Raw genomic sequence first — 26,162 nt, forward strand, 5'->3', positions numbered from 1 at the left:
AACATACCTAATCCTTTCCCTCTTTTTTCTACAAATTTTTTGAACGGAATAATATTCCAACATCCCCAAATGTGAATAGTTACTCATATGTTATTGTAAAAATAGCAATTATCACAAGAAATATCGGCCTAATTGGTCATTTCAACCAAATATAGTACTATATCTCAAAAAAATCGAAGAAAAAAGAGGGATATAGCTTCTTGCCCGTAACTCCGATTGTAGCATTTTTTTAACTCTATTAGTAGGGACTATTTACCTCCACACTAATCTTGCGCAACATCTTCTTCATCGCTTTCCACCTGAAAAGGAACATATGAATCGGCTTCTAGCATTTTAATGAGTCCAGGCTGTTCAGTCTCTATAATCTGATTCAAATAGGACACCTTGCTCTTTAGCAAAGAGATGGCTGTAATCACCTCAAAACGGGATCTAGTATAGAGCTTGATCCGGTCTGGAAAAGACAAGGTTGGCGAGGGAACAATCTCAGAGATATCACTTGTCAATTCATTAGGAATGCTTGCTAATGCTTGACAAAGCTTAGCCTTATTCGGATCTTCCGGGTCCCAGTTCGTTAATATAGGTTTCTCAACAGCAATTCCAGTCTCATTAACAGGCACTGCAGCTCCACTGGACAGAATCGCCTTTAAGAGGCCTCCCTGTTCCAGTTCATAAGCTACCGCAGGGAATTCCTCAATCTTTACTGTGATCACCCCGGGGAAATTCTTCTGCACGCTGACGTCTTTAATCGTCTTAAGCTTCAGCAGAGATTCTTCCACAGCTTTAGTTGATACAGCAAAGAATTGCCCACCTATTTTAATTCCACTTTGTGAGAGTAACTCTTCACTAGTAGAATACTTGCTACCTTGAAAATCTATCACTGTAATATGGCTAATAGACGATCTGAAAAAAATCACAGCAAGAAGCGCAGTGAACAGCAGCAGCAGGATCGCCGTAATCTTACGGCTCATTTTTTTCTTAGGCTTGTCCTCTTTAAGAAGAGGTAATCGGGTTGTAGTCATTCTCATATCTCCGTAATAAGGCCCTGTCTCCTTCTCTGAGAGATCTGGAAGGAGACAGGGAGCTTTAATTGGCCAAATCAAGTGGATCCGTTACAGGCACCTTACGGCTTATACGCGCGCCAAGCTTCTGAAACAGCTTCTCTATTCCATCATAACCACGGTCAATGTGATGCGCTTGCTCAACGACCGTAGTCCCTTGTGCAGCAAGCCCGGCAATGACCAGAGCTGCACCCGCCCTCAAATCAGTAGCTTCCACAGTAGCACCATACAATCTCTGAACGCCGCGAATAAACGCACGATTCAAATCGATAGAGATGTCAGCACCCATCCGGGCCATTTCTTCCACATGTTTGAACCGTCCCTCAAACACCGTTTCCTTGATCACACTAAAACCATCGGCGAGCGACAGCAGCACCATGACCTGAGATTGCAGATCCGTCGGGAAAGAAGGATAAGGAGAGGTTACGATTCTCTCAACCGCACGCGGACGTCCCATGCAGCTGACATTAATTATATCATTGCATACTGTGATTTGAACACCAGCCCGCTTAAGCACATGAATAAGCGAAGTCAGATGCCCGGCGTTCGTATGTGTCAAGGTCACATTCCCACGTGTAGCTGCCGCAGCAATCATTACAGTTCCAGCCACTATCCGGTCTGGGATTACCTCGTACGTACAGGGATATAAGTTTTTGACACCCTGGATCGTAATGGTATCCGTGCCTGCACCGATAATCTGAGCACCCATACTATTCAAAAATTGCTGTAGATCCTGTATTTCCGGCTCTCTTGCTGCTCCCGATATCGTCGTTGTCCCCTCTGCCTTGGCGGCAGCCATCATAATATTCTCCGTGGCTCCAACACTTGGATAGTCGAGATGAATATCACTCCCTACAAGCTTTGAGCCCCGACAGGATATTCGTCCGTTGCTTTCCTCGATCTCCGCCCCCAGTGCTTTAAGACCCTGCAAATGAAGATCGATTTTACGCTCCCCGATCGCACAGCCACCAGGCTGATAGATCGTTACCTCACCAAATCTGGATAACAGCGGTCCCATTAAAAAAATGGAAGATCTCATCTGCCGCATCAAATCCTCAGGTACATGAGATGTCCCCACGGCTGACGTATCTATCGTCACCGTATCCTCTTGATGCACGCACCTGCAGCCCAGCCGATCCAAGATGTCTAGCATAGTCTCGATGTCCAGCAGCTTCGGCACATTATGCAGTGAGTGAACTCCTTCGGCCAGCAGGCTTGCCGCTAGAATCGGCAGCGCCGCATTTTTTGCTCCATGGATACGAATGGTGCCTGACAGGGGACTTCCACCCTCAATCACCAATTTGTCCAATGTATCACCTCCGAGATTACCGCTCACCCACCACAAACACTTCCGATACAAGGTCATATGAAATGTACAAGATTATCCTGCACTACCTTTCAGGTTAGGAAGTGTTCTGGGTGATTGTCACGATTATAGGATTATCCTATGTTCGTTCCTCCAAGTGTGTGACAGAGAGCTGCCAATAAGGAAAATACCTCTCAAAGGTAAATGGCTTAAGACTGTTTACCGGCTAGTCTTCGGAGTTCGTTAGTGACAATGGCAGCAGAATCCCTTTTGCCCAGTCGTTTGGAAGCCTCGGACATTTTTTGGCGTACAGCTTCAGTTCCAATGATTGCTTGCACAGCTTCATAAAGCGCCTTACCATTCAAATCCTTCTCAAGCAGCACCACAGCGGCCCCTTCGCGTTCCAGCTGTCTTGCATTCGCCTCTTGGTGATTGTTCGTCACATTAGGAGAAGGGATAAGTACAGAAGGAATACCCAGCGCTGTAATCTCAGCGAGAAAGGATGCCCCCGCCCGATTTACGATTAAGGAGGTACAAGCCAAGACCTCCGGCATATTGTGAACATAAGGTAGGACATGCAGCCAGTTCGGTGTGCTACCCAGCTTCTGACGCAATTCAGCACGGGTATCCTCAAAATAAGGCTCACCTGTAACGTAAACATAATGAACACCATTACCCTTACCCACAAATGGGGCCATTTCAATCATGGCTTTATTAATAGCCTTAGCCCCTTGACTGCCGCCAACAACCAAAACAACCGTGCTGTTATCCGGAATGCCCAGCGAGGCAAACCCCCGTTGTGGACTAGCCGTAGTAACCGTCGTTGCCCGAGGATTACCTGTGTAGATTACGTGCTTGCTCCCCGGAAAAGCAGATTCTGTCCCTTCAAAGCTTACGGCCACTGTACTCGCGTAACGACTTAAAAAACGATTTGTTAAACCAGGGATAGCATTTTGCTCATGGATCAAGGTTGGGATACCTAGCCGGGATGCAGCGTAAACGACCGGACCACATACATAACCGCCTGTACCAATTACAACATCAGGCTTAAACTCTCTTAACATTTCTTTGGAAGCCTTAACGCCCTTTAAAAAACGCATCACCGTCTTGACGTTGTCCATGGACAGCTTGCGCCGAAAGCCAGTGATGTCGATAGATTTGAAAGGGATATTCTCTTGGGGAACAAGCTTGCTCTCTAAGCCACGCGTTCCACCAATATACAGGAAGGTAGATTCACTATCTTCTGCTTCCAGTTGTCTAGCAACAGCGACTGCGGGATAGATATGACCACCCGTGCCTCCGCCGCTTAATACGATACGCATGTCTTTCACCTCGCATAACGGGATAAGTTCAATAGAATGCCCAGGGAGGTTAACATCAGTGTAAGCGAAGAACCTCCATAGCTAATCAGAGGAAGTGTGATGCCTGTTACAGGCATTAGACCGATGACCACACCAATATTAATAATGACTTGCACAGCCACCATACAAACGATGCCAACGGCCAAATAGCTTCCAAAACGGTCAGGCAGACTCATCGCCACCTTCATTCCGCGCCAGATTAGAATAAGAAACAGGATCAACACAGCCAAACCACCGATAAACCCCAGTTCCTCGGCCAATATAGAAAAAATAAAATCGGTCTGCGGCTCAGGTACATAACTGTACTTCTGCCGGCTCATTCCAAGTCCGAGACCCCCAAGCCCTCCAGGGCCAATCGCGTATAGCGACTGAATAATCTGGTAGCCTGCACCGAGGGGATCGGACCAAGGATCAAGAAAAGCGGTTATCCGCTGCAGCCGGTAAGGTGCTGCGGCAACCAAAGCAACAAACCCAGCCACGCCAGCTACTCCTAGTGAGAGTAGATGTTTCATTCTTGCCCCAGCTGTAAAGACCATCATCAAGGCTGCGCCAAACATAACGGTACCTGTACCCAGATCCGGCTGGAGCATAATCAGTGCAAAGGCTGATCCGATAAGCGCTAACGGTGGAAGTAAGCCACGAGTGAAGGAGGTGATATCATACTCTTCTTTTCCCAGCCAATTCGCCAGAAATAGAATCATCCCCATCTTCATGAACTCGGAGGGCTGAATCCCGAAGGAGCTGATTCCGAGCCAGCTGCGCGCTCCCCCGCGAACTACACCAATGCCGGGAATAAGCACCATAACGAGCAGGATAAAGCAGACAATCAGTGCCGGCTTAGCCAGCTTTTTTAACACTTTGTAGTCTGTATTCGCTGTAACAAACATTGCAACAAGTCCCAGTCCTGCAAACAAAAGCTGCCTCTTTACAAAGTAAAACGAATCTCCATAATTGCGGAAGCCCAAGACAGATCCGGCGCTGTATACCATCACCATGCCGATTACCAGCAAAGAAAGAATGGGAATCAGCAACCAAATATCGGGAGCATGACGAGTTTTGTTCATCAGGAGCACACCTCTTGCATCCGTAGTAGGGGCTTATCCACCCCCCTACTTAAAGGTTATGCACCGCCTCTTTAAAAATACACCCGCGCTCTTCATAGGATGTAAACATATCCCAACTAGCACATGCAGGAGACAGGAGAACGATATCTCCTTCTTCCGCCAGAGCGGAAGCTCCCCGCACAGCTGCTTGCAGCACGGCGGCGGCGCTCTCCCCATTATCGACGGAGATAATCTGCTTTAATCCTGCCAGCTGTGCTACATTTATTAGCTTGTCCTTGGTTTGTCCTAACGCCACCAAAGCTTTGACGCGTCCGCTCAGGACAGGCAGCAGCTCCATATAATCGGAGCCACGGTCTAATCCGCCAGCGATCAATACCACCGGACGCTGAAACGATGTCAAAGCCGTAATTGTCGCTTTGGAGTTCGTTGCTTTGGAATTGTTGTAATAAGCGGCTCCAGCCTTATCAGCTACATACTCCAGGCGGTGCTCCACACCACGAAAAGAAGAAAGCACTTCGCTTAATAGAGAGGGGTCAGCTCCAGCGGCAATAGCAATTCCACAGGCAGCCAGCGCATTCCCCACATTAAAGCGACCCGGAAGAGCGATGGAATCCACATCCGCGATTATCGTTTCCTTGTCCGCAGATTCGCGATAGATAATGTGGCGCTTCAGCTCATCATCTTGCCCCGTAATATAGGACGGGCTAACAAATACTCCATGAGGCAGTTCCTCAAACAAGGAGAATGGAAGAATCGAAGCCTTCACATAGGGCACAAGTTCCCGGCAGACAGGATCATCCCAGTTCAGCACTGCTGTATCCGTAGCTAATTGATTAGCGAACAGCTTGGTTTTGGAATCCACATAATCTTTCATGCTTCCATGATAATCCAGATGAGTCTCTGCAATATTCAGCAGACAGCCTATCTTTGGCCGGAAGGTCTCCGTACCTTTGAGTTGAAAGCTGCTAAGCTCGACCACCATCCAGTTATCCTCTGTAGCCTCTTGTGCAGCCTGACAAAGAGGCGTACCAATGTTGCCCGCAACTATAGGGTTCATTCCCGCAGCTTCCAGCATATGGCCTACCCAGGTCGTCGTTGTCGTCTTGCCATTGGAGCCTGTGATGCCGATCATCGGCGCTGCACAAAGTCGATAAGCCACCTCTACCTCTGTGACCACTTCAATTCCAAGCTCAATTGCCTTTTGTACAGGGGGCGCAGAATAAGGAATGCCTGGATTTTTGATTACCAGACTTACACCTTCATGAATAAGTCCTTCCGGATGCCCGCCGCATATAACACAAATTCCCAAAGATTCCAATACGGAAGCTTCGGGACTTTGATCTCTTTCCTTTTTGTCGTTAACCGTAACTATAGCGCCGCGTTCATGCAGCACTTTAGCCACCTGGACACCGCTTTTAGCAAGCCCAAGAACCACAACTTCTTCACCACGATACATATCTGGATGTTTCATTCTCTACAACCCCTTGCTAATAAATAGTCCCACAGCAGCCAACACCAAACTAACCGCCCAGAACGAAATTACCACACGCCACTCCGACCAGCCACCAAGCTCAAAATGATGGTGAATCGGGCTCATTCTGAATACACGTTTGCCACGGGTTTTAAATGAAACCACTTGAATCACAACGGATAACATTTCAATTACAAAGACACCGCCTATGATGAGAAACAGCAGCTCACTCTTCGTGACAATAGCAATAGCACCTATAGCACCACCAATACCAAACGAACCCGTATCCCCCATAAACACTTTAGCAGGGTGGGCATTGAACACAAGAAAGCCTAATACAGCACCAATCATTGCCGCAGCACATACACCTGCCGCAATAGACGTAGCTTGCATTGCCACCACCGCGTATGCGGCCAATGCAATGGCACTGACACCAGACAACAGTCCATCGACTCCATCTGTAAAGTTAACGGCATTCGTCACTGCCATCATCATAATAATGATGAATGGATAATAGAACCAGCCACCCCAATCAAAGCTGAAATCAGTACCTGGTACGCTGATATTTGTACTGTGTCCGGCATAAATCAGAAGACCGCACATCAGAGCACCAACCAGCAGCTGTCCAAATAACTTTTGACGTGCTGTGAGCCCTAAGGAACGCTTAAATACAATTTTGATATAGTCATCCAAAAACCCGATCAATCCAAAACCAAGCGTAGCTACGAGCAGTACGTAAAAATCTGTATTCACCACAGAAAATTTCAGATAAGACAAGGTAAAAGCTACGATAATCACGATACCGCCCATAGTCGGCGTTCCCGCTTTCTTCAAATGGGTTTGCGGTCCGTCATCTCGCACCTGCTGTCCGAATTTCATCCTGCGCAGAAGCGGAATGAAGAGCGGAGCGGCAATGACCGCAAGGATAAAGGAAACAGCAATAGTCAATAACAATAGTTGATAATCCATGGGTACACCCCCTCCAATGATTTAGGTCTGTTGAATATCTTTATTTAGGCTCTGAAGCACTTCCTCGAGCTTCATTCCTCTTGATCCTTTAAATAGAACAATATCCTTAGCACTGCATTTCTCTAGAAGGACAGCGGTTAGTTCCGCTTTATCTGTAAAAGCTTTTACGCGCTCTTTGCCGAATTTCTCTTCTGCTGCTTTGGCAATATGAACGGATAATGGTCCGTAAGTACATACAAAATCAGTTAATGAAGGGTCAAGGTAGTAGCCTATTTCTTGATGAAATTCTACTTCCTCCGGCCCAAGTTCCAGCATGTCCCCGAGCACAGCGATTTTATTGCCACTGCATTTCATAGATTGCAGGACATCTATAGCCGCCTTCATAGAAGTAGGGCTGGCATTATAAGCATCGTTTAAAAGCGTAAGTCCGGAGGAAGTCCGAATCACTTCAATCCGCATGCCCGTCAACTTGAGCTTGCTTAGACCGTCCTTCATATTCTGCTCCGTAACCCCATAATGACGAGCAACCGCTAGTGCAGCCAGAGCGTTAACAACGTTATGCTGACCTGGCAGCGGTAATGTAAAAGCATGTTCCTTATGACGGCTTGACGTGAACGTCATGCCACCAGTATGGGACATCATCCCTGTTGGATAATCATCATTATCCTCATTTAGACCAAAACGGAAGGTTCTCATCCCTTCTGGAGCCTTAAAAGTGGACTCTTGCATTACCTCAGTCAGCAGCGGTTCGTCACCGTTATAAATCAGCAGTCCCCCCGGCTTCAGCCCCTCAGCAATCTCCAGCTTGGCGCGGGCTATTTCTTTACGTGACCCCAGCTGCAGTAAATGCGACTCGCCTACATTAGTAATTACCGCTACGTCAGGTTCAGCCAAAGAAGCCAGCAGAGCAATTTCTCCCCGCGAGCTCATCCCCATTTCAAGTACAGCGATCTCTGTATCCTCAGCCATGGATAAAATAGTAAGCGGAAGACCGATATGATTATTGAAATTCCCCGCTGTCTTGTGCACTTTGAACTGCACTTCAAGCAGAGACATAATGATATCTTTTGTTGTTGTTTTCCCGTTGCTGCCCGTAACAGCGACAACCTGCGGAGCCACTTCCTTCAGATAAGCAGCGGACAACTTCTGGAGAGCCTCCAGCGTATCTTCAACAATAATAACTCCGCCACCTTCAGGTACCGGTCCTTTATCGCGTTGCCACAAGGTTGCGCCAGCACCAGCAGCCAGTGCTGCGGCAGCATAGTGGTGACCATCGAATTTGTCTCCAGATAGAGGCACAAACAGGCAGCCGGGTGTGATCTTACGGGAGTCGGTAACGACTCCCGTAAGGGTTGTATTCATAGCTTCGACAGCAGCAGGTTCCCCTGCGCACATGGCAGCAATATTTTCAAGCGTTCTTGTAATCAATAGTTTCGGCCCCTTATAACTTCTTTAGCGACGATGCGGTCATCGAAATCATGAACCACTCCGCCAATCAGTTGATAGGTCTCATGACCTTTCCCCGCAATCAATACTACATCGCCAGGGCTTGCCATTTCAATAGCCTCCCCGATAGCTTCTCGGCGATCAACAATCATATGATACCGGTCAGAGGTGACTCCATCCTCTACTAGTCCTGCTTCTATATCCTTCAAGATTAGTTGAGGGTCCTCCGTCCGAGGGTTGTCAGAAGTTACGAATACCATGTCGCTATATCGTGCAGCGATCTTCCCCATTAATGGACGTTTCGTCCGGTCTCTGTCTCCGCCACAGCCAAACACTGTAAGCACTTTGCCGGTAGCAAATTCGCAGACCGTCTTTAATACATTCTCTAGCCCGTCTGGTGTATGTGCGTAGTCAACGATAACAGCAAATTCCTGACCTTCATCCACTGACTCCACCCGTCCAGCTACACCATCGATTGCCTCAAGACTAGTCTTGATATCAGCCAGAGAGACATCTTCCAATAAAGCAGCTGTAATCGCCGCGAGTGCATTGTAGACATTGAACTTTCCAACCATACGGAGCGAAATGTCCGTCTTCCCCTTAAACGTATCTACATGGAAAAAAGTTCCTTTTGCAGTGATCGATATTTGCGAAGCTCGGACATTAGCGTTGTTATCAATGCCATATGTAATCACTTCCGCCGCAGTTTGGGCTGCAAAATATTGACTGGCTTCATCATCCGCGTTCAACACCGCATATTTGCGTTCTTCCTTCCACGGAGAGATCACATTTCCTAATCTGGAGAAAAAGAGCCCTTTAACCGCCCGATACTCCTCCATTGTATGATGATAATCCAGATGATCTTGGGTTAAGTTCGTAAAAATTGCCGTACGGAAGTCCGCACCCTTCACACGTCCTTGCTGAAGTGCGTGAGAGGATACTTCCATTACGCAACATTCCACACCTTTGGAAGCCATATCATGAAGGGACCGCTGCAGATCTAGCGACTCCGGAGTTGTGCCTGACATAGGGTAGCTTTTGCCGTCATAGCGCATTTGAATCGTTCCAATCAGACCTGTCTTCATATTCTGATCCTGCATAATCCGCTCAATGAGATAAGTCGTTGTTGTTTTGCCGTTTGTGCCCGTCACCCCGATCATTCTCATCCGGCTGCTAGGTGAGCCAAAGAAAGCATTCGACATGACAGACATCGCAAACCGGCAGTCATCCACAACAATCTGCGGGATATCAAGCTCCAGCTTGTGCTCACATACAATAGCCGCCGCTCCGGAGGCTACTGCTTGCGGCGCATATTTGTGCCCGTCCACGGTGTGGCCAGGCAAACAGATGAATAGATCTCCCGGGCCTACACGGCGGGAATCCGTCTGAAGATCAGTAATCTCCACATCTCCATCCCCGTATAGTTGCGAAGTAGCAAGACAAGCAGATAATTCGTTAACTTTCATAGTAATCCCTCACTCTACATTTTCGGATACGAGCTGAAACCTTATACCTAAATCATTATTCACTAGATGCTCCCATATAAATCCTGATGGTTGAGCCCTGTTCTACTCTGGCCCCAGCCTTAGGAGCTTGATTGATGACCGTATTTCCTGTGCCTGAACGTGCAAGATTAAAATTCATATTTAAATCCTCATAGATATCCTGCACCGTTGCTCCGGTAAGATCAGGTACGGTCACTATCGGAGTTTCGCCATACTTATAAGTTTTGGGAAGCTGATCACTGCGCTCCGGAACCTTCATATAGTGCAGCGAGTCTTCCAAAATATTTTGCACGATTGGAGCTGCAACCACACCCCCAAATTGAATCCCTTTCGGATTATCCACGGCAGTGTACACAACGATCTGTGGATCATCCGCTGGCGCAAAGCCAATAAAAGAAACAATGTGCTCTGTTGGAGAATAACGTCCATTTACAACCTTCTGTGCAGTACCCGTCTTGCCACCTACACGATAGCCGTCAATAAAAGCCGGCCGTCCTGTGCCTTTGGCAACCACGCTCTCAAGTGCTGCCCGCACCTTCTTGGATGTTTCCTCCGAAATGACCTGCCGCACAAGCTCTGGCTTCACCTCTGATACAGTCTCTCCCGTAACCGGGTTAACCCATGCTTTTGTTACATGTGGTTTATAGAGATTGCCACCATTGATAGCTGCGGATACCGCAGCTATCTGCTGAATAGGCGTAACCGAAACCCCTTGGCCGAAGGCTGTAGTCGAAAGCTCTACCGGACCTACTTGACTGAGCTTGAACAGAATGCCATTAGCTTCCCCATTCAGATCAATTCCCGTTTTACTGCCAAAACCAAAATCACGAATATATTTGAAAAGTGATTCTTTTCCCAGCCGTTGCCCTAAGGCGACAAACCCAGGGTTACAGGAGTTCTCAACTACCTGTAAAAAGGTTTGACTACCGTGGCCGCCCTTTTTCCAGCAGCGCAGCTTTGCGCCCGCTACCTCGATAAAACCCGGATCATAGAAATGATCGTTCTGAAGATCTACTTTACCTTCCTGCAGCGCAGCAGCCAGAGTAATGATTTTGAACGTTGAACCAGGTTCATAGGTCATCCAGATAGGCAGATTCCGGTTGTAAATCTGCGCATCATATTCCTTGTATGATGCTGGTTCATACCCCGGTCTGCTAGCCATGGCTAGTATCTCACCATTCTTCGGATTCATAGCTATAGCCCAAGCACCCTGCGCCTGATATTTTACCATAGCCTGATCCAGCTCACGTTCCATAATGGACTGGATCTGTTTATCAATCGTCAGCTCCAGATTAAGTCCGTCTTGAGGGGCAGAATATTTCTCAGATGAGCCAGGCATAAGTCTTCCGCCTGCATCAGACAAATAAGAAATATTGCCGGCTATGCCTTTGAGCAGATTGTCATATATACTCTCTACTCCTGTAATACCCTGGTTATCTATACCTGTGAAGCCTAAAATATGCGCGGCTAAATCGCCGTAAGGGTAATATCTTTTGCTATCCTCAGCGACAACGATGCCCGGCAGCTGCAAATCACGGATGCTCGCGGCAAGATCCATCGTAATTTTGCGGCCGCCGGGCTGAAGTTTCACCGACATTTCTTTTTTGGACAGCAATGTCATCAGCTTCTCCTCAGTCATCCCAAGCAGTGGAGCTAATTGCTGTGCTGTCTTTTGCTTCTCTTTTACCTGCACCGGTACTGCATACACTGTAGGTGTGGTGATATTAGAAACGAGCGGCACACCTTCACGATCCATAATTTCACCACGTTTAGCGGTAAAAGGAATATTGCGGCGCAAGGAATCTTCTACCTTCGCAGTCAATTCCTCGCCTTGAGATAATTGCACATACGCAAGACGCACGACCAGCGAACCGAATAACACTGCCAGTCCCAGCAATGTCCACAGCATTCTCCGCCGTGTTACGACTTTGGAAACCTTCATTCCGTTCTCCCCCACTTTCAACAATAGACATGAGCTCTTATCTTCATGACTATTCGGGACAAACAGGGGTTAGAACAAGCTATGTTCCGCTCTCGGAATCTGTCCCCTCATCAGCAGGCGGGGCCACGGGAATATCTTCGCCATAATCATTTAATGGCTTCATTTTCAAAGTGACCAAGGTCTTGCCATTTTGCGTTCCTACAATCTGTTCTGAGACGTAACCTTCTCCGTCTACCGCAATCTCTACTTTTAGTAGAGTTAGAATTTCAAGTGCATCACGCAGGGATTCCCCTTTTAAATCTGGAATGGTAGGCTGAGCCCCCTGCGGACTTAATAAATAGATCCGTTGCCCTGTAGCAAGCTTCGTACCTGCCTCAGGATATTGACTCTCTACAGCAGATCCTTCACCGACCACTACATAATCGAAGCCTTGATCCAAAAGTGCTTCTCTTGCTTCCTTCATCGTCTTGTCTGTTAGATCTGGTGTAGTCCGAAGTGCGACTGTTTCAGTCTTAGCCGGCTTTTTGCTGCTGCTATCACTAGCCTCAGACGCCAGCTTAGGTACTCCCATGTATTGCAGAGACTGGGATACAATCTCTTTAAATACTGGAGCAGCTGCCTTACCGCCGCCAACCTCAACGTTAGGTTCGTCAATAATGACAATAACAGCGATCTTTGGATCATCAACAGGAGCATAACCAATAAAGGAGACAAGTACTTTGGATTTCACATAATCCTTACCTTCAACCTTGATAGCCGTTCCTGTCTTTCCTGCCACGCGATAGCCGTCAATATAAGCGTTACGCCCTGTTCCTTTTACTTGGTCAGCAACAACCTGCTCCAAATATTCACCCGTTTTCTTGGCGCTTTCCTCATCAATCACCTGACGCACTACACTAGGCTGAGTAACCTTTGTCTCACCAGTGTTAGGGTTTGTGACCTCCTTAACTACATACGGAGTCATCAACTTCCCCCCATTAGCGATAGCAGATACGGCAACGAGCTGCTGAAGTGGGGTTACTAGCACTTTTCCGTGTCCATATGCGAGTGTCGCAATTTCTATAGGACGTCCAAGGTTAGGGTTAACGACCCCGCTTACTTCTCCTGGCAGATCGATTCCCGTTTTCTCATTGAAGCCAAAATCATTGATATACTGTAATAGCTTGTCCTGTCCGAGCATTTCATATAGCTTAACGAATAGAACGTTACTAGAACGTTTCACACCTTCAAGAAAACTGATTTGCCCCCATCCAGCATGATTAATATCATGCAGTGCCTTACTATATCCCTTTATCCGGATGGACCCGGACAAAAATGTCGCAACAGGATCAAAAAGCTTCTCTTCTACTGCGGCGGCAAGCGTTACAATTTTGAAAGTGGAACCAGGCTCGTATTTAGATTTAATAGCATGATTATAGAATCCCGCCCCATCGGCCCCGGTCTTCCAAAATTCATTTGGATTATAGGTAGGCATATTGGCTAATCCCAAAATCTCCATCGTGTTCGGATCAGCAGCAATGACACTCATACTTTTTGGCTTATATTGCGCATACGCCTTTTGCATGGCCTCTTCTATATAATGCTGGATCGTACTATCGATTGTAAGCTTGAAATTACTTCCATTTACTACTGGCTTATAGGTATCTTGTGAATCCGGCAATTTTACCCCTTGACCGTCACTTTGATAAAGCAGCTTGCCATCGGCACCCTTAAGCTCCGTATCAAAGTATTTTTCCAGTCCCATGATAGCATTGCCGTCCCTATCTGTATAACCTAAGATATGTGCAGCTAATTCATCTTTTGGATAATATCGTTTCTGCTCTCTAACAAGCCCAATACCGGTCTCTTGAATTTTATGTTCTTTACCTAGGGCTACATAAAATTCTTTCACCTTATCGGCAAGCTCCTGATCAATCTTCCAGCCTTCATTACGTATTTCACGGTTCTTGAGGTAAGCACCCGTCTTTTCGTCCTTGGCTTCAACCAGCTTACGCAGCTCATCCTCTGGTTTGCCTAGCAATTCGTGTAATCCTGTGATGACCTCTTCCCCGATGCCTTGTTGTTGAATCACTTCAGGATTCACCACCACGGTATAAGCAGGGACATCGCTAGCGAGCACACTCCCGTTACGGTCAGAAATCGTACCTCGCTCCGCTTTGATAGTTGAGGTATGTGCCCAAAGTGTGGCGGCCTTTTCCTGCCATTCCTCACCTTGCATAACTTGAATCCAGAACACTCTAACGATCAAAACAAGAAAAAAGAGGGTAATACACCCTCCTATAAACAGCGTGCGAAGTTTTATTCTTTTCAGCATAAGCGAACCTCACAACTTTTTTTATTGCGATCTTGCCAATCGCTCACTAATTATCACCTGGAGTCGTTGCCGAGCTTGCCGGAATATAGATTGTTGCATTCTCATCCGGAGACACATAACCAAGATCCCGTGCTTTTTGGGCGACTTTCTGCTCTAGATTCTGCTTTTCCATCTGATACGTAGAAATCTGCTTCTTGGCTGTTGCAATATCCTGATCTAATTTCTGAGCCTGCAAGTTCAAATCATAAATTTGGACGTAACGTGAAATCAGGGTGATCGCCACCAGAACGCATACTCCTAGCGTCAGCATATACAAAAGTTTCTCTTGCAGCGGAAGTACTCTTCGTCTGGTAACTACTTTTGTCTTCTCGCGGTAAAGGGGGTTTACCTCTTCTTTTCTTTTGGGCTGAACTGCTAAATTGCCGCGGGTATAGGCCATCTCTGACTCTCCTTTATCGTCAATTACAATTTTTCTGCAATGCGCAGCTTAGCTGAGCGGGCTCGGGTATTAAGCTCAAGCTCTTCTTCAGAAGGCACAAGCGGTTTACGATTGATTAACTTAAGCGTGCCTTTCGCGCCGCATACGCAAAACGGAAAGTCAGGCGGGCATGTACATCTGCTTAAATAGCTGCTAAAAATTTGCTTGCAAATTCGGTCTTCGAGCGAATGAAAGGTGATGACGGATACTCTGCCTCCTGGTGCAAGGCAACGTACTGCACTATGTAGCCCTTCTTCAAAAGCACCCAATTCGTCATTCACAGCAATCCTTAATCCTTGAAAGCTACGTTTAGCGGGATGCCCTCCTGTTCTTCGAGCAGCTGCCGGGATACCTTCCTTGATCAGTTCTGCTAATTCTCCTGTTGTCTCAATAGGAGCTTCTTCTCTTCTGTCTACAATTTTTCTAGCGATTCTCCGCGAGAATTTCTCTTCTCCATATTGGAAAAGAACACGGGCAATCTCCTGCTCGGACCATGTATTCACAATTTCAGCAGCCGTCAAAAGTGCTGACTGATCCATGCGCATGTCCAGCGGAGCATCATGATTGTAACTAAAGCCTCGTTCCCCTTCGTCAAACTGGGGAGAGGATACGCCAAGATCAAAGAGCACTCCATCTACTTGGGGAATACCATCTGTTTGTGGCACAAAGGGCACATCCTTAAGTACACTCTCCAGATCACGGAAGTTAGTCTTAATAGTCACAACCTTGTCTCCGTATTCCGCTAATCTTTCTTTTGCGTTCTCCAAAGCCCAATCATCTTGATCCAAACAGATTAAACGGCCTTCGCCGCTAAGCTTGGAAGCGATAAGTGAGCTGTGTCCCGCTCCACCGAGAGTGCAATCTACATAGATTCCGTCTTTTTTGATGTGCAGCCCTTCTGTCGCTTCTTCCTTAAGCACCGTGATGTGGTGAAACAAGCTGCATCCCTCCAGGACAGTATTCGTTATTGTGTTTTATAGATCAAAATTGAAATCCACCAATTTCTCAGCGATTTCGTTGAACGATTCCTCGGACTGTTCGAAGTACTGTTCCCAAAGCTCTTTGTTCCAGATTTCCACCCGGTTCGAAACGCCCAGAATGACACAGTCTTTGTCCAGTTTGGCATACTGCCGTAAATTAGCCGGCAGATTTACCCTTCCCTGCTTATCCCAAACACATTCAGTTGCACCTGAGAAAAAAAAGCGGCTAAATGCGCGGGCATCTGATTTCATCAGCGAAAGGCTTTTAAGCTTTTGTTCCATGATTGCCCATTCTTCCATGGGATAAACAAACAGGCAGGAGTCTAGGCCGCGGGTCGTCACGAAGGAGGTTCCGAGCAATTCACGGAGTTTAGCCGGAATAATGATTCGGCCTTTGTCGTCAATGCTGTGTTGATACTCTCCCATGAACATCCTTTTTCCCACCCCTAATCCCCGAATCCCCACTTTACCCCACTTTTCACCACTTAAGCATAATAGATTCGCCATTAAAAATCAAAAACCTTTTTCTGGCCAAGGAAATTTTTCCTAAATCAGATAGCTCGTTTCCCGAAAAACATTTCTCCACAGAAAAAAGCCATACAATCGGAATCTTGTCCGTTGCATGGCTTTGTTAAAAAAGTTGCTTCAGTTCAAGGTACACTGGTTAATACACTTTATTGTTATGCGTTCAGTTATTAATCGTTCAAATTCCAGCTGTCCAAATAATCCACTTGCGCCGGAGTCAGGCTATCGATGTTAATGCCCAGACTTTCCAGCTTATAACGTGCTACTTGCTCATCCAGCTCATAAGGAACATTCTCAACTTTTACGCCAATGCTCTTATAATTATCATTTACATACTTCAGCGACAGCGCCTGGAGCGCAAAGGTTGTATCCATAATTTCAGCAGGGTGACCATCAGCAGCACCCAGATTTACAAGTCTGCCTTCGGCAAGCAGATATAATTTACGTCCGTCACGAAGCTGGTACTCTTCGATATTTTTGCGAACGGTACGTTGGGATACGGATCTTTCCGACAACTCAGGCTTATTCACTTCAACGTCGAAATGGCCCGCGTTGCACATGATCGCTCCATCCTTCATCACATCATAATGTTCACCGCGAATTACATAACGGTTACCAGTTACTGTAACGAAGAAATCACCAACCTTAGCTGCTTCCAGCATTGGCATTACTTCAAAACCGTCCATATGTGCTTCAACGGCTTTAATCGCATCAACTTCTGTGACAACCACTTTTGCTCCAAGCCCTTTGGCGCGCATGGCAACACCTTTACCACACCAGCCGTAACCGACAACAACTACTGTTTTACCCGCTACGATAAGGTTGGTTGTGCGAATAATTCCATCCCATGCCGATTGGCCAGTGCCATAACGGTTATCAAACAAATATTTGCAGTAGGCATCATTAACCGCGACCATTGGGAACTTCAATACGCCTTGCTTTTGCAGAGCTTTTAGACGAATAATCCCGGTAGTTGTTTCTTCAGCACCCCCGCGAATATTCTCCATCAGATCAGGACGCTCCGAATGCAGCAATGTAGCAAAATCCCCACCGTCATCAATAATCAAGTCCGGTTTGCACTCCAGTGCCTTGATATTAAGGGCTTTAAATTCTTCAGGAGACGGATTGTATTTAGCAAATACTGTGATTCCATCCTCCACAAGCGCTGCACATACATCATCCTGTGTAGAAAGTGGATTCGAACCTGTAATGGTTACATCTGCACCACCAGCTTTGACAACCTTCGCCAAATACGCGGTTTTAGCTTCCAAATGCAATGTAATCGAAACTTTTAGACCTTTAAATGGCTGTTCTGCTTCAAACTGCTCACGAATACGGTTCAGTACCGGCATATGCTGGCGAACCCAGTCGATTTTCAAATGCCCTTCCGGTGCGAGTGACATATCAGCCACGATACTATTTTGTTTAGATGAACTCATTATGAAACCTCCTAAAAGTTTGTGAGCGTTACTACATTGAATCTACTTCGTACAAAACTTGCTTCGTAAGCATACGCTTTGTTTTGTGAGCGTTACTACATTGATCTACTTCGTACAAAACTCACTTCGTAAGCATACGCTTTGTTTTGTGGAAAGCAATACTTCCATTACATATAAATGATGCGATGTGTTCCACTGTAATCCGGTTCAACCGTCATTAGCTCATCCAGCCAAGCAAGCCCGTACCGGTTCAAGTAATACATGATATTGTACACTCTTTCCTGCAGTTTACCCAGTGGCATTAATGACAGCTCGATTCGCTCCCATTGCCGGATTGCAGCTTCGTTCTGTTTTGCCATTGCATCTTGGGCTTTCGCCTGTAAAAAAGTAATCTGATCTAGAATCTTCTCTTTATTGTTATTCCCCAGCTTAAGCAGACCGGCCTGAACCGTTCCAAGCTGCTCAATCAGCGGTTCGTACATGGCGGCAAATGAGGTTTTGGTTTCTTCAAAACGGCGTTCAATCCCGAGCTCATCCTGTGCGGCCAGCCATTCATGTCTTTTATGATCCAGTCCTTGTCTTACATCCTCAAAGCTAAGTTGATATTTGTCCATATGCTTGTGCAGCGTACCTTCTACGACAGTAAAAGACATTCTAGGGATAATTAACGGCATTTCTCCCCCAATGGTCTCAAACGCACGGCGCGGAATGGCCCAGTAAGCAATCTCACCTTGACCCAGCACCGTTGCCAGAACAGGCAGCACATAATCCTGCATAAGTGGACGTGTCAGCACATTGTTGCTAAAGCGTTCCGGATGTGCCTGCACCTCCTCAAGTAATTCATCACGGGTAAAGGATACCTGACCCTTGCGATCCGTAAAGATTCCGTCCTTCTTGTGAAGCAGAAGCCGTGTACCTTCATGAATATAAAAGAGGTTGGCATTGCCAGCTGTAACATCAGCCTGAAGCTCATATCCAGCGCCCACAATATCAGAAGCAGAATTCATATACGCTGTTTCCAGTGCATCATTCTGCATAATTAGCGAAGTGAAAAATGGCTGTTCTAACTTACGTAAGTTGGGATCAGCAGAATCAAGCAGAATCAGACCAAATTTACCAAATAATGAACCCATCAGCTTGGCAAATGCATCCGTCATACTATCAGCTCTAAAAGAAGAAGTGCGAATGAATTCCATGATCTGCGGCTTAAAGTCGCTTTCCTGAAGCAGACCGTCTAACTGTTCTACTACCTGCTGCCAGCTTTCCTCTTCTACACGAATATCACTTACTGAGGAGCGTTTCTCTTCTGACTTTTCTATCTTAATCTTAGTAATCTCCTGCGTACGATTCAGTACATACGTATGATTCACTTCATCCCAGTCATGATCTTCACCTGCAATCCAGAATAAAGGAACTACAGGTCGGCCGAGTTGTTCAGCTGCTTCTTTTGCCGCCATAATGGTAGTTGCAGCTTTATATACCACTAACAGGGGTCCAGTAAATAGTCCGCTTTGCTGCCCACCTGTCACCACTAATGTCCCCGGCTGCTCTAAGAGCGCCAGCGAAGCCATCACCGCATCATGCGAATTATGCTTTTCATTATATTGTCGTAGACACCCAGCAATCTGAGTCCGGTCGGCACGAAGGCTTTCTCTGCTATCTAGCCAATCGGCCCGTCTACTTCTACTTTCTTTATTGCGGAAATCCCCACCGTACAAATGACTAACCTTTTCAAAATGATCTATATAGTCGCGCGAGAGTGCAGATCCACCCTTGAGCGGTTCCGTTACAATATTCATTCGCTAGTGCCTCCAGTTCTACTAAGCAGTTATATGTAAATCCAAGTTCGTAAAAACTCTCTATGATTGTATCCAAAGTCAGGAGCCGCGTCAAAGCAAAACATGTCTTGATATCAGCAACACAGGTACAGCCAACTGTTCAATTATACTATAAAATCATTAAATAATATCCTAAATACATACAAGAGGCGAGAGCATAATGCTCCCGCCTTTGAAAACCTAAGTATAAATTATGCGAATTTTTTGCTGACAAAGTGGCCTTTAGATACTTCTACTAATTCAAAGTCACTGTCATTGGTCTTATCGTTAGCAGAATAAATAGGGCTGCCAAGCTCATCATGCAAGTGAATACGTTTTTTGTTGACTTCAATTTCCGGGTCCGGAACTGGAATAGCCGACAATAGGGATTTAGTATAAGGGTGGATAGGATTTGCATATAGCTCTTCACTTTCCGCCAACTCAACCATTTTACCCAAGTACATAACTGCTACGCGATCACTGATATGTTTAACCATGGACAGATCATGCGCGATGAAAAGATAAGTCAATCCCAGACGATCTTGCAATTCTTTAAGCAAGTTAACGACCTGAGCTTGAATGGATACGTCAAGTGCGGAAATCGGCTCATCACAAACGATGAACTTAGGATTAACCGCTAACGAACGGGCAATCCCGATACGTTGACGTTGTCCACCGGAGAATTCATGCGGATAACGGGTTGCATGGTCATGATTAAGACCAACCATATCCAGCAGTTCTTCAATCCGTTTCTTACGTTCTGCACGGCTGCCAGCCATTCCGTGAATGTCCAGTGCCTCGCCGATGATATCAGAAACCGTAAACCGCGGGTTAAGCGATGCGTACGGATCTTGGAAAATCATTTGCATGTCACGGCGCATAGCCTTCATTTGATTTCCAGGTAATTTATAAATGTCTGTACCATTATATTTCACACTTCCAGCAGTTGGCTCATACAAGCGAAGAATCGTACGTCCAGCAGTAGTCTTACCACAACCGGACTCACCTACCATCCCAAGTGTCTCGCCCTCACGGATCGTGAAGTTAATATTATCAACAGCCTTAAGAACCTTACCTTTACCTACATTAAAATATTTCTTAAGACCTTCTACCTCTATTAGGTTCTTACTCAAGAGTACTGCACCTCCTTGGCCATCGAATGCAGATTCCAGCAACGCGCCATATGCGTTTCGCTGAATTCTGTGGCGCCGGGATCGATTTGTTCGCACACATGCATCGCTTCATTGCAACGAGCAGTGAACGGACAGCCGATCGGCGGCTTGATCAGATCTGGCGGTGTGCCGATGATCGGAATAAGCGGCTCGCCTTTCTTTTGGTCCAGACGCGGCATTGAGCGCAGCAGACCTTTGGTGTATGGATGTTGTGGATTTTTAAAGATTTCCCATCTTGTTCCGGTCTCCACAACCTCACCTGCATACATTACAATCACCCGATCACACATGCCAGCAACTACGCCGAGATCATGTGTAATCAGAATAATGGAGGTACCTAGTTTTTGCTGCATCTCTCTCATAACTTCCATGATCTGCGCCTGAATGGTTACATCTAGAGCCGTTGTAGGCTCATCCGCTATCAGCAAAGCCGGACGGCAAGCTAACGCGATTGCGATCATTACACGCTGGCGCATACCGCCTGAGAATTCGTGGGGATATTGGTTAAAGCGAGCCTCCGCATTTTTGATGCCTACTAATTTCAACATCTCCATACCTTGCTTTTTCGCTTCGGCCGCTGACATTTTCTGATGTTTAATCAAAACTTCAGTGATCTGTTTGCCCACTTTGATGGTTGGGTTCAGAGAAGTCATCGGGTCTTGAAAAATCATGCCAATATCTTTACCGCGAATAGATTCCATTTCTTTCATGCTTTTGTCTAGCAGATTCTGTCCTTGAAAAATAATCTCTCCCTTTTTCACTTTAGAAGGTGGAGAAGGGATCAACCGCATAATCGATTGAGCAGTTACACTCTTACCGCTGCCGGACTCGCCGACGATGGCAACCGTTTCGCCTTTGCCAATTTCAAAATTCATACCACGGACAGCTTGTACTTCTCCGCCCTTAACAAAAAAGGAAATATGCAAATCTTTGACTTGTAAAATAGGTTCCATCCATATTCCTCCTATTTCTTCAGCTTAGGATCAAGCGCGTCACGAAGACCATCACCGAAAATGTTGAAAGAAAGCATTGTTAAGCTGATTAGGATCGCAGGGAACAAGAAGCGCCATGGATAATACAGCCAGCCGGTGAGTGAGTCATTGATCATCGATCCAAGTGAAGCAACAGGAGCTTGTACACCAAGACCCAAGAAGCTTAGGAAGGCCTCAGCAAAGATAGCATTTGGTACAGACAGTGTAATGGTTACGATAATCGGACCAACCGCGTTCGGCAGAAGGTGCTTGAACAACAGTCTCGCAGAACCAGCACCCATGGAACGGGACGCCAATACGAATTCGCGATTCTTGAGCTGCATAATTTCTCCACGCACAATCCACGACATCGTAATCCAGCCTGTAATGGTTAGAGCTAGGATGATTGTTCCAAGACTTGGCTCAAGAACGACCAAGAGCAAGATTACAACCAGCAAATATGGAATAGAATACAAAATTTCAGAGAATTTATTCATAATATTATCTACACGGCCGCCGAAGAAGCCCATAATGCCTCCGTAGATAACACCGATGAACAAGTCGATGGCTGCCGCAGCAAGACCAACGATCAAGGAGATCCGTGCACCGTACCAAGTACGAACAAAGATATCACGACCAAGATCATCCGTTCCAAACCAGTGATCGGAGGAAGGGGGCTTGTTGGTGCTCATCAAATCATTAGAATAATAGTTATATTTCGAGATAAAAGGTGCAAAAATCGCTGCAAGTACAATCAAACCCAGGATACCGAGCGCAGTCATCGCCATTTTATTTTGACGCAACCGTTGCCAAGAGTCTTTCCAAGCAGAGAGACTCTCACGCTGGATAACTTCGGCTTCTTTTTCATCCACACCGACTTTTTGAAAATCTTCCGGTTTTAGATTTAGCAAGTTATTTTCAGTAGCCACTCTTTAGCCCTCCTTTCCTCCACTTAATTTCATACGTGGGTCAATCAATACATAAGCAATATCAGTAATAAAGCGGGCAACCATGAGTAATACGCCATAGAAAATGGTTATCCCCATAATAACGGTATAGTCACGGACACCAATCGCTTCCACGAACTGTTTACCAATACCCCCAACACCAAAGATCTGCTCGATAACAACCGAACCAGTTACGATGTTAGCTGTCATTGGACCCATATAAGTAACAACAGGTAGAATTCCGTTACGAAGTACATGACGGCTCAGAATAGCCATCCAGCTCAATCCCTTTGCTTTAGCCGTTTTGATATAATCCGCATTCAAAACTTCAAGCATGCTTGAACGGGTCAAGCGGGCGATAAAGGCGATCGGCTGTGCCGAGAGCGCGGCCACGGGTAAGAAATAATAGATTGGCCCTTTAAAACCTGAAACCGGTACCCAACCCAGTTTGAAAGCAAATACGTACTGCAGTAATGACGCGACTACAAAGCTCGGAACCGCAATCCCCAGAACTGCCAGCACCATAGCTGCGCTGTCAATAAACTTTCTGTGATAGAGTGCCGCCAACATGCCGAGAAATACTCCGACAATAACCGCCACAACGATTGCGACGAGTCCCAGCTTCAGCGACGCTGAAAAGGTTTGACTGATCAAATGTGATACATCTTGATTTAGGCGTTTCATTGAGACACCTAGGTCACCTTGGATAATATCACCTAAATACTTAAAATACTGATGAGAGAGCGGCTTGTCCAGACCATATTGTTCCATCAGACGTGCTTTAATTTCTGGCGGTACCTTCTTTTCAGAAGTAAACGGATCCCCCGGAATAGCTTTCATCAAGAAAAAGGTAGCTGAAATCAATACAAATAGAGAAACCAACATATAGAAAAACTTATTTGCGACATAACGAACCATCCCCATCACACCTCCTCCGACAATTTTTGATACACATAATAATGATTTTATGAAAAAAACGGATTTTTGTCTATTTTCTATATATGTTATTAATAACATTAATTAACAAATAGACAGGAGTACAAAAAAAAGGGATATATATGGAATTCCACATATATATCCCGAAGTATTCTGCAACTTCAGTCAACTAACTATTCTGTTGTAATTACTAAAGCAATATCTTAGTGCTCAAGCAAGTATCCGCGAGTCAAGTCAATTGCACCACTAAAGTCAAGAGTAACACCTTTAAGGTACTCTTTAGTCAGGGAGTTGTTAGTGTAGTAGTACAAAGGAATCAGAACCATATCTTGCTCGATGAGCAATTTTTCAGCTGCAGCAAACTTTTCTTGACGTACTGCCAAGTCAGTGCTTGTTTTAGCTTCGCTGATCAATTTGTCATACTCAGGGTTAGCGTAACCAGTATCATTGTTACCGCCACCTGTTACCCACATATCAAGGAAAGTCATTGGATCATTGTAATCCGCAGTCCAACCAGCACGAGCAACTTGGTAGTTCAGGTTTTGACGGTTTTCAATAAATACAGCCCACTCTTGGTTAACGGTTTGTACGTCGATACCAAGATTGTTTTTCCACATATCAGCAATCGCCAAAGCGATTTTCTTGTGACCTTCACTTGTGTTGTAAGTCAGGGAGAATGTAGGCAGTTTATCCATACCTTCTTCTTTCAGACCTTCAGCAAGCAATGTTTTAGCTTGTTCTAGATCTTCAGTGAAGTAGCTATCTTTAACTGCTGTACGGTATTCACCATCAGCACCAGCGATACCTGGAGGTACAAAACCGAATGCTGGGAATTGTCCACCTTGAACTACATTGTCAATCAAAGCTTGGCGGTTAAGCGCCATTGCAAGAGCTTTACGGATTTTAGCGTTTGTGAATGGTTTTTCAGTGATATTGAATTCGTAGTAGTATACGGAAGCAATACCTTTACGGCTGAATTCGTTAGGAAGTTCTTTTTGTACGATTGGAATTTGTTCTGATGGAATTTCACCAGTTGGTCCGCCCGCACGATCATATTCACCGTTCTTGTAGCTGAGCAGTTCAGTTGCACCGCTGTTTACAAGGGAGAAATCGATAGCGCTAAGTTTAATGGAATCTTTATCCCAGTATTTATCGTTTTTAGTTACAACAAGAGTTTGACCAGTAGTCCACTCAGTAAGAGTGAAAGCACCGTTAACGATCATAGAATCTTTGCTTGTTGCCCATTTAGGATTACTCTCAATGGATTTGTGTACAGGGTAATAAGTGTAGAAGGAAAGCAATCCAAGGAAGTAAGGAGTGGAGGATTCAAGAGTAACTTCAAGAGTTTTCTCATCAATCGCTTTGACACCTACTTGACTGAAATCAGTAATTTCCTTGTTGTAGTACTTTTCAGCATTTTTGATGTAGTACAATTGATAAGCGTAAGGCGCAGCAGATGCAGCAGCAGGATCGAGCACGCGTTTCCAAGCGCGAACGAAATCTTCTGTTGTTACAGGATCGCCGTTACTCCATTGTGAATCACGGAGTTTGAAAGTATATACCAGACCGTCAGCGGAAACTTCCCAGCTTTCAGCAACACCTGGTTCAGCTTGACCTGTTTCATCATTCATGCGAGTCAAACCTTCGTACATTGTTTTCAGGACAGTGTTAGCTTGGCTATCTTGCGCCAATCCTGGGTCAAATGTTGGAGGCTCAGAACTAAGGTTAATTCTCAATGTTTGGTCAGCAGCCAATTTTTCTTCTGTAGCTGCATTACCAGTTGCCGTGTTACCAGTGTTAGCATTGTTACCTTTATTGCCGCTGTTTGCATTGTTTCCGCCGCAGCCAGCAAGCACTGTGCCGATAACAAGTACTAATGCAATCATTAGCAATAGACTTTTACTCTTCTTCATCTAGCAGTTCCCCCTAAATAGAATGTGGTATATGGTTTATGATTATACAACCAGTGGTCAAAAAAATCTAGTGCAATGTTTTCAGAAAATATTTTTTTTTTAAAACTTTAAACTTTTGTGACGTTGACGCTTCACCGAAGCAGTGGAACGTTACATCGCTTGTGATATGTAGGTAATTAGCCCAACAAACATAAATAATAAATATCCGACGCTCATAAAAAAGAACGAAAGTCTCCAAACTGCCCGAAATAACCGCTTCCCATCTACCTTTCCTTTCATCCGATTTTGAGCTCCGCCAATCAGTCCAGCGGATATTAATACAATAATTAGTATAAGGTAAAACCCAAAACCGGAATTAAAGATGTTATTAAACAATGCGGAGACCGACAATAATAAAAAAAATGTGGTCACGTCCATAGCGAGCATAAAAGTTTTCTTTTTATCTTTTTTTAAGCCTTTTCCAATGAAAAAAACAATCAAAAACGGCACAATCGGAATAACGCTTAAAGTAATAACCGAATCCATCAGCAGTCCCATAGCTTCACCTC

At 45.6% G+C, this 26,162-nt stretch carries 21 protein-coding genes; all 21 read right to left on the minus strand.

Annotated elements, in window-relative coordinates; genetic code table 11:
* Positions 1 to 263 precede the first annotated feature (263 nt).
* Positions 264 to 1,019: an FtsQ-type POTRA domain-containing protein gene (locus tag NSQ66_RS22800; RefSeq protein ID WP_036683639.1), complete on the minus strand. Its 756-nt coding sequence runs from the start codon at positions 1,017 to 1,019 to the stop codon at positions 264 to 266.
* Between the two features lie 64 nt (positions 1,020 to 1,083).
* On the minus strand, positions 1,084 to 2,367 hold the full coding sequence (murA, locus tag NSQ66_RS22805; protein WP_036683642.1) for a UDP-N-acetylglucosamine 1-carboxyvinyltransferase: 1,284 nt from the start codon (positions 2,365 to 2,367) through the stop codon (positions 1,084 to 1,086).
* Between the two features lie 206 nt (positions 2,368 to 2,573).
* Entirely contained in the window at positions 2,574 to 3,686 is a 1,113-nt protein-coding gene (gene murG, locus NSQ66_RS22810; protein WP_036683645.1) for an undecaprenyldiphospho-muramoylpentapeptide beta-N-acetylglucosaminyltransferase, read from the minus strand.
* 5 nt (positions 3,687 to 3,691) lie between these two features.
* A complete protein-coding gene (gene spoVE, locus NSQ66_RS22815; RefSeq protein WP_036683647.1) occupies positions 3,692 to 4,789 on the minus strand; it encodes a stage V sporulation protein E in 1,098 nt (365 codons plus the stop codon).
* A 49-nt stretch (positions 4,790 to 4,838) separates the two neighbouring features.
* Positions 4,839 to 6,260 (minus strand): UDP-N-acetylmuramoyl-L-alanine--D-glutamate ligase, encoded by a 1,422-nt coding sequence (gene murD / locus NSQ66_RS22820; protein WP_339279425.1) that lies wholly within the window; start codon positions 6,258 to 6,260, stop codon positions 4,839 to 4,841.
* A gap of 3 nt (positions 6,261 to 6,263) precedes the next feature.
* Positions 6,264 to 7,229 (minus strand): phospho-N-acetylmuramoyl-pentapeptide-transferase, encoded by a 966-nt coding sequence (gene mraY, locus NSQ66_RS22825; protein WP_038572861.1) that lies wholly within the window; start codon positions 7,227 to 7,229, stop codon positions 6,264 to 6,266.
* Between the two features lie 21 nt (positions 7,230 to 7,250).
* Positions 7,251 to 8,657 carry a UDP-N-acetylmuramoyl-tripeptide--D-alanyl-D-alanine ligase gene (murF, locus tag NSQ66_RS22830; protein ID WP_038572862.1) on the minus strand — a complete coding sequence of 469 codons (1,407 nt, stop codon included), beginning with the start codon at positions 8,655 to 8,657 and terminating at the stop codon, positions 7,251 to 7,253.
* Positions 8,654 to 10,141 carry a UDP-N-acetylmuramoyl-L-alanyl-D-glutamate--2,6-diaminopimelate ligase gene (locus tag NSQ66_RS22835; protein WP_076098546.1) on the minus strand — a complete coding sequence of 496 codons (1,488 nt, stop codon included), beginning with the start codon at positions 10,139 to 10,141 and terminating at the stop codon, positions 8,654 to 8,656. The genes murF and NSQ66_RS22835 overlap by 4 nt, the downstream gene beginning before the upstream one ends.
* A gap of 55 nt (positions 10,142 to 10,196) precedes the next feature.
* Positions 10,197 to 12,122: a stage V sporulation protein D gene (locus tag NSQ66_RS22840; RefSeq protein ID WP_036683661.1), complete on the minus strand. Its 1,926-nt coding sequence runs from the start codon at positions 12,120 to 12,122 to the stop codon at positions 10,197 to 10,199.
* Positions 12,123 to 12,201: 79 nt separating this feature from the next.
* Complete coding sequence (locus NSQ66_RS22845; protein ID WP_076103782.1) at positions 12,202 to 14,436, minus strand: penicillin-binding transpeptidase domain-containing protein; 2,235 nt, start codon at positions 14,434 to 14,436, stop codon at positions 12,202 to 12,204.
* Positions 14,437 to 14,482: 46 nt separating this feature from the next.
* Positions 14,483 to 14,875 carry a septum formation initiator family protein gene (locus NSQ66_RS22850; RefSeq protein WP_036683668.1) on the minus strand — a complete coding sequence of 131 codons (393 nt, stop codon included), beginning with the start codon at positions 14,873 to 14,875 and terminating at the stop codon, positions 14,483 to 14,485.
* A 23-nt stretch (positions 14,876 to 14,898) separates the two neighbouring features.
* Entirely contained in the window at positions 14,899 to 15,852 is a 954-nt protein-coding gene (rsmH, locus tag NSQ66_RS22855) for a 16S rRNA (cytosine(1402)-N(4))-methyltransferase RsmH (RefSeq protein WP_036683671.1), read from the minus strand.
* A gap of 36 nt (positions 15,853 to 15,888) precedes the next feature.
* Entirely contained in the window at positions 15,889 to 16,326 is a 438-nt protein-coding gene (gene mraZ, locus NSQ66_RS22860; RefSeq protein WP_036683674.1) for a division/cell wall cluster transcriptional repressor MraZ, read from the minus strand.
* 263 nt (positions 16,327 to 16,589) lie between these two features.
* Positions 16,590 to 17,861 carry an adenosylhomocysteinase gene (locus NSQ66_RS22865; protein ID WP_178420207.1) on the minus strand — a complete coding sequence of 424 codons (1,272 nt, stop codon included), beginning with the start codon at positions 17,859 to 17,861 and terminating at the stop codon, positions 16,590 to 16,592.
* Between the two features lie 164 nt (positions 17,862 to 18,025).
* Positions 18,026 to 19,657, minus strand: a complete 1,632-nt coding sequence (bshC, locus tag NSQ66_RS22870; RefSeq protein ID WP_036683679.1) for a bacillithiol biosynthesis cysteine-adding enzyme BshC — start codon at positions 19,655 to 19,657, stop codon at positions 18,026 to 18,028.
* A 230-nt stretch (positions 19,658 to 19,887) separates the two neighbouring features.
* A complete protein-coding gene (locus NSQ66_RS22875; RefSeq protein WP_036683682.1) occupies positions 19,888 to 20,808 on the minus strand; it encodes an ATP-binding cassette domain-containing protein in 921 nt (306 codons plus the stop codon).
* On the minus strand, positions 20,805 to 21,800 hold the full coding sequence (locus NSQ66_RS22880) for an ABC transporter ATP-binding protein (RefSeq protein WP_036683686.1): 996 nt from the start codon (positions 21,798 to 21,800) through the stop codon (positions 20,805 to 20,807). The genes NSQ66_RS22875 and NSQ66_RS22880 overlap by 4 nt, the downstream gene beginning before the upstream one ends.
* A gap of 11 nt (positions 21,801 to 21,811) precedes the next feature.
* Complete coding sequence (locus NSQ66_RS22885) at positions 21,812 to 22,747, minus strand: ABC transporter permease (RefSeq protein ID WP_036683689.1); 936 nt, start codon at positions 22,745 to 22,747, stop codon at positions 21,812 to 21,814.
* A 3-nt stretch (positions 22,748 to 22,750) separates the two neighbouring features.
* Positions 22,751 to 23,683 carry an ABC transporter permease gene (locus NSQ66_RS22890; protein WP_036683691.1) on the minus strand — a complete coding sequence of 311 codons (933 nt, stop codon included), beginning with the start codon at positions 23,681 to 23,683 and terminating at the stop codon, positions 22,751 to 22,753.
* 221 nt (positions 23,684 to 23,904) lie between these two features.
* Complete coding sequence (locus NSQ66_RS22895; protein ID WP_036683694.1) at positions 23,905 to 25,614, minus strand: peptide ABC transporter substrate-binding protein; 1,710 nt, start codon at positions 25,612 to 25,614, stop codon at positions 23,905 to 23,907.
* A 150-nt stretch (positions 25,615 to 25,764) separates the two neighbouring features.
* Positions 25,765 to 26,151, minus strand: a complete 387-nt coding sequence (locus tag NSQ66_RS22900; RefSeq protein ID WP_036683696.1) for a DUF3397 domain-containing protein — start codon at positions 26,149 to 26,151, stop codon at positions 25,765 to 25,767.
* Positions 26,152 to 26,162 lie beyond the last annotated feature (11 nt).

Source organism: Paenibacillus sp. FSL H3-0329 (assembly GCF_037963285.1).
GTDB lineage: Bacteria > Bacillota > Bacilli > Paenibacillales > Paenibacillaceae > Paenibacillus_AQ > Paenibacillus_AQ odorifer.